Genomic DNA, 11824 nt, shown 5'->3' with positions numbered 1-11824 from the left:
TTTAGTTCTAATTAACCCCAAATAAAAAAGAGACTGTGTTAAAACAGTCCCCATTTTAAGCTGCTACTATTTTTATAACTGTTCCAATGATAAAAATTAATGCAAAAAAACCAAATGATACGGCAAAGCCTACTCCAGAATCAACAGCATCATTACGTTTACTTTGGACATTTTTTTCAAAATCATTCACTGTAACCCCTCCTCGCACGTATTTATTATAAGCCAATCCAATAGAAAAATCTACACTCCTTGCTTATTTTCCTTTACTGACAAGAGTTAACACAAATACATCTATTACTTAAGGATATTCTAAATAATACAACAGGAGCATCGTTTCAGAGATCGTTTCCTAGGACCATTTCTGAAGCGTTCACATAAAAAGGGAATAGACTCTATTTAGAGTTTATTCCCTTCCTTGCTTGCAAAAATACACATTTCCTTTTAGGATGAAAGTAGTTCGGTATAGAGAGGACTACTACTTATGATTAGAGAAATACATAAAAAAATTATAGCGAACCAAATTGCTCCTATCTATTTGATGTTTGGTCGTGAGTCTTATTTCATAGACAAAACCCTTCAACTATTACTGAGTACGGTTTTAGATGAGGAAGAACGTGATTTTAACTTGTCAACCTATGATTTAGAAGAAGTTCCTATTGAGATTGCGATAGAGGATGCTCAAACACTGCCTTTCTTCGGTGACAAAAGAGTGGTGATTGTAAAAAATGCATGGTTTTTAACAGGTGCAAAGGAAAAAGAAAAGGTTCATCATGACCTTCAATTGCTGGAGTCTTATGTCTTATCCCCGTCACCAACTGCCATTTTTATAATTGTTGTTAACGCAGAAAAGTTAGATGAAAGAAAAAAAATAACAAAGCTTTTAAAAAAGCAAACGGAAATGGTTGAGTCAACACTCCCAGACGAAAGATCGTTATCTGAATGGATAAAAGAAGAAATGAAACAGCAAAAGGTCACAATCACAGATGGTGCCATCCAACTAGTTCTTCAGTATGTTAGAGGCTCCATTACTCTGTTAGTTCAAGAATTAGGAAAGCTTACAATGTATGTTGGAGTTGGGGGTACAATTACAAGTGATGTTGTTCAACTTCTTTCTTCAAAAACAATTGAGGACAATATATTCGAACTAATTGATTGTGTCATTCAGAAAAAAGTGTCTGAAGCGATGGAAATCTTTCAAGATCTTCTAAAATTAAACGAGGAACCTATAAAAATTTTATCCTTGTTGTCTTCACAGTTTCGCCTTTTATATCAAGTAAAGGAACTGTCACATCGAGGGTACGGTCAACAACAAATAGCTACTCAATTAAAAATTCATCCTTTTAGAGTTAAACTTGCGCTGCAAAAGGTAGCCCAATTTACTAGTGAGTACTTATTAAAGTCACTTAGCGAATTAGCTGAAATGGATTATGCAATCAAAACAGGAAGAATGGATAAAAAATTAGCGATTGAGTTATTTATATTAAAGCAGCATCAACAAATGAAATAAAAAAGCATTGCCTTTGTCAACAGACAGAGGCAATGCTTTTTTTTAAAAAATTAAGCGTTGTTAGCAGCGTTAACTTTCTTAGTTAAACGAGACTTTTGGCGAGCTGCAGCATTCTTGTGGATTAAACCATTACGAGCAGCTTTGTCAAGCTTCTTGCTAGCCTCAACAAGAGCAGTTTTTGCCTTGTCAAGGTCGCTGTTTGTTACTAGTGCATCAACACTCTTAACAGCTGTACGCATTGAAGATTTTGCAGATGCGTTTTGTGCACGACGCTCGTTATTCGTTTTTACACGCTTAATAGCAGATTTAATATTAGGCATTCTTTCACCTCCCTAAATGAAACTCGAGTGTTTATATGCTCGGGTGTCCTTAATTAATCAATGGGTGTTTATAAGTAATCATAGTTTAAAAAGAATTTCATAAAAAATTCTAAAGTCAGAACAAGAAATATTTTATCAAATACGAGACATAATTGCAATAGATGTTTCACAAAATAGCATTTCTAAAGATCGAGTTTATATAAGACGTGAATGAATCAATTTTAACTTGGAAAAACTAAGCAATAAAGTAAATTTAGGGGGGAATCAGTTTGAGTGAAAAGCTTGATTTAAGTTTCTATTCAGTAAGAACGGATTTAGCGGTTGAAGCAAGAGAGATGGTTGTGGAAGAACGAAGAAAGGCAATGACAACTGAAGATATCGAAGGTGTCATTGTTAAGGAACGTGATGTTCAAGGAATTAAGGTTTCGTATGTGGAAATTACAGAACAAGGTGCTAGTGCAATAGGAAAGAAAAAGGGAAGGTATTTAACATTAGAGACTCAAGGTATTCGCCAACAGGATACGGAGCTTCAACAAGTGGTTGAAAAGGTGTTTGCGAAGGAATTCTCCGGGTTTATCAAACAATTAGGAATAGCAGATGATGCTAGCTGTCTTGTTGTGGGCTTAGGAAATTGGAATGTTACTCCGGATGCTTTAGGGCCTATGACGGTTGAAAATTTATTAATTACGAAGCATTTATTTGAACTTCAGCCAGAGAATGTGGCGGATGGATTTCGATCGGTTAGTGCAATTACACCTGGAGTGATGGGGATTACAGGAATTGAAACAAGTGACATCATCTTTGGAGTCGTCGGAAAAACGAAGCCGGATTTTGTGATAGCGATAGATGCACTAGCAGCTAGGTCTATTCAAAGAGTAAATTCGACCATTCAGATTTCGGACACAGGCATTCATCCAGGGTCAGGAGTAGGTAACAAACGAAAGGAATTGAGCCAAGAAACTCTTGGTATTCCTGTAATAGCAATTGGTATTCCAACTGTTGTCGATGCGGTGTCTATTACTAGTGACACAATTGATTTCATCCTTAAGCACTTTGGAAAGGAAATGAGAGAAGGGAATCGACCTTCTCGTGCATTAGCGCCTGCGTCCATGACATTTGGTGAAAAGCGACAATTAACAGATGAGGATCTTCCAAAAGAGAAGGATCGCTCTACATTCTTGGGACTTGTAGGAACTCTACCAGATGATGAAAAGAGAAAGTTGATTTATGAAGTACTAGCCCCCATTGGTCATAATTTGATGGTGACTCCAAAGGAAGTAGATACTTTCATTGAGGACATGGCTAATGTCATTGCTGGAGGTCTAAATGCCGCATTGCATCACGAAGTAGATCAAGATAACTTAGGTGCCTATACTCATTAAGTAATAGTGAAATATTGGTTCTATTCCGTCGTGCTTGTTCATAATGATTTAGTAGACAAGCAATGAGGAGTGGGAGCATGAATTGGAATCGCAACCAGGGGATAATGATCTCCCTAAATGGGACAAGCATCATAAAAATAATGCTGGGCTTTGCTTTCTGTATCATGACAATGTTTACATTAACTGGAATACTAACATCCTTAAAACCAGAATACCGAATCTCATCATCTTCGGTTCATTCATTGACAAATAGCTTTACGGAGAGTTCGCTTATTTACTTATTAGGTTATGAAAATCGGTACTTCCTGCAGGCCGTTCCTGAGGAACAAACTCCTCCAACCTATATGAGTACAATTTTTCAGAGCGCGACAAACATCAACCCTGATGATCCGAGAAGCTTATTAGGCGGAGAACTTCCTGGATTTGCATTATTTGATGGGGAGCTTCTTGTTGCTGGGAGTGGGACAAACTATACCAATATGCCGATGGAATCTGCACCACCAATGGATGTGTTATTAGCAGAACGAGAAGCAGCGGTTCAAACAGTCGACAATGTGGAAAGAGAAGACGATCAGAAACCAGTTCCGCCTGTAAACAGTACAGAAGGAAAAAAGGTTGTGTTTATATATCATACGCATACAAGAGAATCGTTTCTACCTCTACTTAAGGATGTAACAAGCCCAGATGAAGCTTTTCATTCAACAGCAAACATTACACTTGTTGGGCAAAAACTTTCTGAGGAGCTTGAAGCTAGAGGGATTGGAACGAACCTGGACAAGACCGATTTTACTGGAGTACTGAATGAAAAGGGCTGGATTTATGCGAAATCCTATGATGCTTCTAGACCAACTGTTCAGAGCGCAATGACTAATAATCAAGATATTCAATTTCTATTCGATTTACATCGTGACTCTCAGCGTAGAGAACTGACTACAGTAAATATAAACGGTGCTTCTTATGCAAGAACTGTTTTCGTGATAGGTGGTAAACATGCAAGATATGAAGAAAATTTAAAGCTTGCAGATAGTCTTCATGATCTACTAGAAAAAAAATACCCTGGCCTTAGCCGAGGGGTTTCTACTAAGCAAGGTAGACTAACAAATGGTAAATTCAATCAAGATCTATCTGAGAATTCACTAGTAATTGAATTCGGTGGTGTTGACAATAATTTAGAAGAATTGAATCTTACTGCTGCTGCAATCGCGGATGTATTCAGTGAATACTACTGGCAAGCCGAAAAGGTAAACGGTACTACTGAATAGAAAAAAAGGTGTTGGTAATCATGATTAAATTCACTTTGAAATTCTTTCTGTTATTGACGATTCTCTTTATGGGAGTCTTATTAGGGATGCAACAAGCAAATGAGGGGATACGAGAAATGAAAGGCTACGATGACCCTGATTTTAGTGGTGCATTTCAAATTACAGAGGATTCATCAGGTGAATTAGAGGCTGCCTTGCTTGGAGAAAAGGTGACCAGTCATGATATCCGTGTCAAACAAGAAAAATTAGAGGACTTAGAAGCCTTTAACCTCTTTTCATCGTTAGGTAGTAAATTTGCAGACGGTGTGTCCATGTTCTTTCAAAAACTTTTAGATGTACTTTCAGCAGCATTATCTCAATTGAATTAATATAAACTTCTAAAGCCTGTGACTACTTCACAGGTTTACTGTTTTTTAGGCACATTCAACAAGTGCCTTTGTCTAGCTCTAGCACCTAGCCCCTCTAGGTTTACTATGCCTGTGGTTAACCAAGGTGCTTCCGCTTTTCTATGCTGTTTACATTGAATCTTTCTAAATGTATTGCTATAATCAGATTTAATGTATGTTTTGGTAGATTGTAGGAGTGATAAACATGAGTAAGAGTAATGAAGATCGTCGTATTAGACAAGCAAGTATAAGAAATTTCTCCATCATTGCTCATATTGACCATGGTAAGTCAACATTAGCAGACCGAATTCTAGAAAAAACGGGGGCATTAACCTCTCGTGAGATGAAGGATCAGCTTTTAGACTCAATGGATTTAGAGCGTGAACGTGGAATTACCATTAAATTAAATGCTGTACAATTACAATATAAAGCAAAGGATGGGAATCATTATATTTTCCATCTCATTGATACTCCTGGACATGTAGACTTTACATATGAGGTATCTCGCAGTTTAGCTGCATGTGAAGGTGCAGTACTAGTAGTTGATGCAGCACAAGGAATTGAAGCTCAGACTCTAGCTAACGTTTATCTAGCTTTAGACAATGAACTCGAGATTGTTCCCGTCATTAATAAGATTGACTTACCTAATGCAGAGCCTGAAAGAGTCCGACAAGAGATCGAAGATGTGATTGGACTCGATGCATCTGAGGCCGTTCTTGCTTCAGCGAAAGCAGGAATTGGGATCGAAGAAATTTTAGAGCAGATTGTTGTAAAAGTTCCAGCTCCAGAAGGGAATCCAGACGGACCATTAAAAGCCTTGATTTTTGATTCTTTGTATGACCCTTACCGAGGAATCGTTGCCTATATCCGTGTAGTGGATGGGACGGTTAAAGTAGGCGATAAGATAAAAATGATGGCCACTGGAAAAGAATTTGAAGTCAACGAAGTGGGAGTGTTTACACCAAAAGCTACGATGATGGATGAACTTACTGTTGGAGATGTTGGATTTTTATCAGCAGCAATCAAAACCGTTGGAGATACTCGCGTTGGAGATACAATTACAAGTGCGAAGAATGGGGCAACCGAACCATTACCTGGTTACCGTAAATTAAATCCAATGGTGTTTTGTGGACTTTATCCAATTGATTCTTCGAGATTTAACGATTTGCGTGATGCGTTAGAAAAACTTGAATTAAATGATGCAGCCCTCCAATTTGAGCCTGAGACGTCTCAAGCATTAGGATTTGGTTTCCGTTGTGGATTCCTAGGTTTGCTTCATATGGAGATCATTCAAGAACGGATCGAGCGTGAGTTCAATATTGATCTCATCACAACGGCTCCAAGTGTTATTTATCTTGTGTATTTAACAGATGGAGAAGAACTCAAAATTGATAATCCTTCGAACATGCCTGATCCGCAAAAGATCAATCGTGTTGAAGAGCCATACGTAAAGGCATCTATGATGGTTCCAAATGATTACGTGGGTTCCGTCATGGAGCTTTGCCAAAGAAAACGAGGAAATTTCATTGATATGCAATACCTAGATGCAAACCGTGTCAGCATTGTGTATCAGATACCTTTAGCAGAAATTGTGTATGATTTCTTTGATCAATTAAAATCCAATACAAAAGGTTATGCATCATTCGATTATGAACTGATTGGCTATAAAGAATCTAAGCTTGTCAAAATGGATATTCTCCTTAATGCTGAAAAAGTGGATGCGTTATCCTTTATTGTTCACAATGACTCAGCCTATGAACGTGGCAAGATTATTGTTGAAAAGCTTAAGGAATTAATCCCTAGACAACAGTTCGAGGTACCTATTCAGGCAACAATCGGTCAAAAGGTTGTTGCTCGTTCAACAATTAAAGCAATGCGGAAAAACGTATTAGCGAAATGTTATGGTGGGGATATCTCCCGTAAACGTAAGCTATTAGAAAAGCAAAAAGAAGGTAAGAAACGCATGAAGCAAGTTGGGTCGGTAGAAGTACCACAAGAAGCATTTATGGCTGTTCTTCGCATGGATGATTCTGGGCCTACTAAATAAAACAAAAATACCGCAGATAATCTGCGGTATTTTGTTTAACAGAAACTTTAAATGAAAGCAGTGTTTACCATGATACAAGCAGCCTATATTCACATTCCGTTTTGTCACCAAATCTGTCATTACTGTGACTTTAATAAAGTGTTTTTAAAGGGACAACCAGTGGATGATTATTTAGAAACGCTAAATTTAGAAATGAAGAATACGCTAGAGCGATATCCCACTTCAAAAATAAACACCATTTTTATTGGTGGGGGGACACCAACTTCGTTGAGTGAGGTACAACTTGAAAAGCTATTCGAAATCATTCATAGGCATTACCAGGTGATAGGTGATCAAGTTGAGTTCACTATCGAAGCAAACCCAGGGGATTTAACAAAAGAGAAGCTAGAAACCTTAAAGCAAGGAGGCATTAATAGACTGAGTATCGGCGTACAGTCCTTTAATAATGAGCTGCTAAAGAAGATTGGCCGAACACATGAAAGTAATGATGTGTTTAAGGGGATTGAACGTGCCAGGAAAATTGGATTTGAAAACATAAGTATAGATCTTATTTATAGCTTACCTAACCAAACACTCGCAGATTTCAAAGAAACCTTGGATCAAGCCTTTTCTTTAGAACTTCAACACTTTTCCGCCTACTCCTTAATCATTGAACCAAAGACGGTGTTTTATAACTTAATGAGAAAAGGAATTCTGCCGTTGCCATCACAAGACAGTGAAGCAAATATGTTTGAGCTATTGATGGATCAAATGGATAAGCATGGGTATGAACAATACGAAATTAGTAATTTTGCTAAAAAGGAATTTGAAAGTAAGCATAACTTGACGTATTGGAACAACGAGGAATATTACGGATTTGGTGCAGGAGCACATAGCTATCTAAATGGTGTTCGATATGCCAATGCTGGACCACTAAAAAAGTATATGAATTCAGTCTCTGAAAATGGTATGGCATTTATAGAGGAGCATGTTGTCACGAGTCGTGAACAAATGGAGGAAGAGCTTTTCCTTGGACTACGAAAAACAGAAGGAGTATCGGTTTCACACTTTAGTCACAAATTCGGGGTAGAATTGTTAGATGTTTTTGGTCGACAAATTGAAGAAAATATGAAAAGTGCCTTACTTCAATCCAACGACCAAGCTATTTCTCTAACTAGAAAAGGAAAGCTATTGGGGAATGAAGTCTTTCAATCTTTCTTAAACGTATAAAATGTTTTCCTTTCCTAGAGCTTTTGCATTGACATCTATAACAAGTTTTGATAATTTATTAATAGATTTAGCACTCGAATGCATTGAGTGCTAACAGAGGTGATATTGGATGTTAACGGATCGCCAGCTCTTGATTCTTCAAGTTATCATTGATGATTTTATTCGTTCCGCTCAACCTGTTGGTTCAAGGACTCTTTCAAAAAAGAGTGAGATTACTTTTAGCTCTGCGACCATTCGAAATGAAATGGCTGATTTAGAGGAGCAGGGATTTATTGAAAAAACGCACACCTCATCAGGGAGAGTTCCTTCTGAAAAAGGGTATCGTTTTTATGTAGACCATTTATTGGCACCTCAGCAACTATTGAAAGAAGACTTGTTTCAAATTCAGTCAGTTTTTGAAGAACAAATTGTTGAAATGGAAAAAGTGGTTCAAAAATCAGCACAAATTCTTTCTGACATTACGAATTATACTTCAATTGTGCTAGGTCCTGAGGTTACGAATAATCGACTAAAGCAAATTCAAATTATTCCAATCAGTCCTACCACTGCAGTTGCTATTATTGTGACAGATACAGGGCATGTGGAACATAGAACACTTACCATTCCAGAGAATATGGATGTTTCGGATATTGAAAGGCTTGTAAATATTCTAAATGAACGCTTAATTGGTGTTCCGATAGTAGATCTACAAGACAAGATATACAAAGAAGTCGCATCTGTCCTTAAAGCCCATTTAAAAAGCTATAAGAATCTAATGGGTGCTATAGAAGACCAAGGGACTTTTTCAGTTAAACGACCGGAACGAGTCTTCTATGGTGGAAAAATAAATATGCTTTCACAGCCTGATTTTCATGACATAAGTAAAGTGCGGTCGATACTGAAAATCATTGAACAAGAAAAAGAGATTTATCAATTACTTCGTTCAAAGGAATCGGGTATACACATTACGATTGGAAAAGAAAATCAAAACGAAGCGATGGATGACTGTAGTTTAATAACGGCCACCTACTCCTTTGGTAGTGAGCAACTAGGGACAATTGCTATTTTAGGACCAACAAGAATGGAATATTCAAGAGTTGTAAGCATTCTACAACTGATTTCTAAAGATTTAACGAAAGTATTAGAGAACTTGTATCAAAAATAAGGCGAATGAGTACAATAATAAAGTTTTGAATTCAAAAAGAAGGTGATTAATCCCTTCTTTACATAAAAACTACGTTTAAGGGAGGTGAAACTAGTGACAAACGAGAAGGATATTCTAGAAGAAGAACTTACCAAATCAACCGAAGCATCTGATCTGGAACAAGTTGATGAAACCATTATTTCAGAAAATGTTTTATTTACTGATGTTGATGTTGAGGATGAGTTAACAAGTTCTAGAAAAAAATTAGCTGATCTAGAAGCAGAACTTGTTGAAAAGGAAAATCGAGTATTACGTCTTCAAGCTGATTTTGATAATTACAGACGTCGAGTTAGACTTGACCAAGAAGCTGGGGAGAAATATAGAGCTCAAAGCCTGGTTTCTGATGTTTTACCTGCTCTTGATAATTTTGAACGAGCACTTAAGGTTGAAACTGACAATGATCAAATGAAATCCATTCTTCAAGGGATGGAAATGGTATACCGTCAGCTAGAAGAGGCTGTAAAGAAGGAAGGCGTGGAGGTCATCGAATCAGTAGGTCAATCATTTGATCCATACCTACACCAAGCTGTGATGCAGGTTGAGGATTCGAACTTCGAACCAAATACAGTCGTTGAGGAATTCCAAAAAGGTTATAAATTAAAGGATCGAGTGATTCGACCTTCAATGGTAAAAGTAAATCAATAACATCAAAATAGTAAAATTATGGGGAGGTTTCATCATTGAGTAAAATTATTGGTATTGACTTAGGTACAACAAACTCGTGTGTGTCAGTTTTAGAAGGTGGAGAACCAAAAGTAATTCCAAATCCAGAAGGAAACCGTACAACGCCGTCTGTGGTAGCATTTAAAAACGGTGAGCGTCAAGTGGGCGAGGTTGCAAAGCGTCAAGCAATAACAAATCCCAACACAATCATTTCAATTAAACGTCATATGGGAACAAGCTATAAAGTAGACGTTGAAGGAACACAATATACACCACAAGAAATTTCAGCAATGATTCTTCAATATATAAAAGGTTATGCAGAAGAGTACTTAGGGGAGCCAGTTACGAGAGCTGTTATTACAGTTCCTGCCTACTTTAATGATGCTGAGCGTCAAGCAACTAAAGATGCTGGTAAGATTGCAGGATTAGAAGTGGAACGTATTATTAACGAGCCAACAGCAGCTGCTCTGGCATACGGCTTAGATAAGACTGACGAAGAACAAACAATCCTAGTTTATGACTTAGGTGGCGGTACGTTTGACGTTTCAATCCTTGAGCTAGGGGATGGAGTATTTGAAGTAAAGTCAACTGCTGGTGACAACCGTCTTGGTGGAGATGACTTTGACCAAGTAATTATCGACTACCTAGTAGAGCAGTTCAAGAAAGATAACGGAATTGACCTTTCTAAAGATAAAATGGCTATGCAACGATTAAAGGATGCAGCAGAAAAAGCGAAGAAAGACTTGTCTGGTGTAACTTCTACGCAGGTTTCATTACCATTCATCACGGCTGGTGAGTCAGGACCACTTCACTTGGAAGTATCACTAACTCGTACGAAATTTGACGAAATATCATTAGGCTTAGTTGAGCGTACGATGGGACCTGTTCGTCAAGCATTATCAGATGCAGGACTAACATCTAAAGATCTTGATAAAGTCATTTTAGTTGGTGGATCAACTCGTATCCCGGCTGTTCAGGAAGCCATTAAAAAGGCTACTGGTAAGGAGCCACATAAAGGTGTGAATCCAGATGAAGTAGTTGCATTAGGAGCGGCTGTTCAAGGTGGAGTTATCTCAGGAGATGTTAAAGATATTGTTTTACTTGACGTTACACCGCTTTCACTAGGTATTGAAACAATGGGTTCTGTATTCACAAAACTTATTGATCGTAATACAACTATACCAACAAGTAAGTCACAAGTATTCTCAACTGCTGCAGACAATCAATCAGCTGTTGACATTCATGTCCTACAAGGTGAACGTTCAATGGCTGCTGATAATAAAACGCTAGGTCGCTTCCAGCTGACAGATATTCCTCCAGCTCAAAGAGGTGTTCCACAAATCGAAGTTTCATTTGACATTGATAAAAATGGTATTGTAAATGTTCGTGCCAAAGATTTAGGAACGAATAAAGAACAATCCATTACGATCAAGTCATCAACTGGATTATCGGATGAAGAAGTGGAACGTATGGTTAAGGATGCTGAAGCAAATGCTGAGGCAGATAAGTTACGTAAAGAAGAGGTTGAACTCCGTAACGAATCTGACCAACTCGTGTTTACAACGGACAAAACACTAAAAGATCTTGATGACAAGGTATCTGAAGAAGATAAGAAAAATGCAGAAGAAGCAAAAGATGCACTAAAAGCTGCAATTGAAGCAAATAATTTAGACGAAATCCGCACCAAAAAAGATGCATTACAAGAAATTGTTCAATCGCTTTCTATGAAGCTTTATGAAGAAGCGGCTAAACAAGCTCAAGCAGCTCAAGGTGAAGGTGCAGCAAATCAAGATGATGATGTAGTAGATGCAGAGTTCGAAGAAGTAAACGAAGAGAAGAAATAATAGGCTATAGAGAAGGTCATT

General features: G+C 37.7%; 11 protein-coding genes. 9 read left to right on the top strand and 2 right to left on the bottom strand.

The annotated features are described in order from the left end of the window. Positions 1-55: 55 nt before the first annotated feature. A complete protein-coding gene (locus ACOI1C_RS02860; RefSeq protein ID WP_422507818.1) occupies positions 56-190 on the bottom strand; it encodes a YqzM family protein in 135 nt (44 codons plus the stop codon). Positions 191-481: 291 nt separating this feature from the next. Here ACOI1C_RS02860 and holA point away from each other — a divergent pair, with 291 nt between their 5' ends. Then, positions 482-1507 carry a DNA polymerase III subunit delta gene (holA, locus tag ACOI1C_RS02855; RefSeq protein WP_422507816.1) on the top strand — a complete coding sequence of 342 codons (1026 nt, stop codon included), beginning with the start codon at positions 482-484 and terminating at the stop codon, positions 1505-1507. A 50-nt stretch (positions 1508-1557) separates the two neighbouring features. On the opposite strand, the gene rpsT is transcribed toward holA, so the two are convergent. Then, complete coding sequence (gene rpsT, locus ACOI1C_RS02850) at positions 1558-1827, bottom strand: 30S ribosomal protein S20 (RefSeq protein ID WP_422507814.1); 270 nt, start codon at positions 1825-1827, stop codon at positions 1558-1560. A gap of 269 nt (positions 1828-2096) precedes the next feature. Between rpsT and gpr the strand changes: the two genes are divergently transcribed. The 8 genes from gpr to dnaK all read left to right on the top strand — a co-directional run bounded on the left by gpr (position 2097) and on the right by dnaK (position 11803). Continuing rightward, positions 2097-3209, top strand: a complete 1113-nt coding sequence (gpr, locus tag ACOI1C_RS02845; protein ID WP_422507812.1) for a GPR endopeptidase — start codon at positions 2097-2099, stop codon at positions 3207-3209. Positions 3210-3286: 77 nt separating this feature from the next. Continuing rightward, positions 3287-4471 carry a stage II sporulation protein P gene (spoIIP, locus tag ACOI1C_RS02840; RefSeq protein WP_422507810.1) on the top strand — a complete coding sequence of 395 codons (1185 nt, stop codon included), beginning with the start codon at positions 3287-3289 and terminating at the stop codon, positions 4469-4471. Between the two features lie 20 nt (positions 4472-4491). Beyond that, on the top strand, positions 4492-4839 hold the full coding sequence (locus ACOI1C_RS02835; protein WP_422507808.1) for a YqxA family protein: 348 nt from the start codon (positions 4492-4494) through the stop codon (positions 4837-4839). 223 nt (positions 4840-5062) lie between these two features. Further along, positions 5063-6904 carry a translation elongation factor 4 gene (lepA, locus tag ACOI1C_RS02830; RefSeq protein WP_422507806.1) on the top strand — a complete coding sequence of 614 codons (1842 nt, stop codon included), beginning with the start codon at positions 5063-5065 and terminating at the stop codon, positions 6902-6904. A 69-nt stretch (positions 6905-6973) separates the two neighbouring features. Then, a complete protein-coding gene (gene hemW / locus ACOI1C_RS02825; RefSeq protein WP_422508159.1) occupies positions 6974-8113 on the top strand; it encodes a radical SAM family heme chaperone HemW in 1140 nt (379 codons plus the stop codon). A gap of 109 nt (positions 8114-8222) precedes the next feature. Next, on the top strand, positions 8223-9257 hold the full coding sequence (gene hrcA / locus ACOI1C_RS02820; protein WP_422507805.1) for a heat-inducible transcriptional repressor HrcA: 1035 nt from the start codon (positions 8223-8225) through the stop codon (positions 9255-9257). A gap of 93 nt (positions 9258-9350) precedes the next feature. Continuing rightward, positions 9351-9941: a nucleotide exchange factor GrpE gene (grpE, locus tag ACOI1C_RS02815; RefSeq protein ID WP_422507803.1), complete on the top strand. Its 591-nt coding sequence runs from the start codon at positions 9351-9353 to the stop codon at positions 9939-9941. Between the two features lie 35 nt (positions 9942-9976). Further along, positions 9977-11803 (top strand): molecular chaperone DnaK, encoded by a 1827-nt coding sequence (gene dnaK, locus ACOI1C_RS02810; protein ID WP_422507801.1) that lies wholly within the window; start codon positions 9977-9979, stop codon positions 11801-11803. Positions 11804-11824: the final 21 nt, after the last annotated feature.

This window comes from Bacillus sp. DJP31 (assembly GCF_049310945.1).
Lineage (GTDB): Bacteria > Bacillota > Bacilli > Bacillales > SA4 > Bacillus_BS.
Note: the sequence above shows the minus strand (reverse complement) of the source record. Positions and strands in the feature narration are given on the sequence as shown.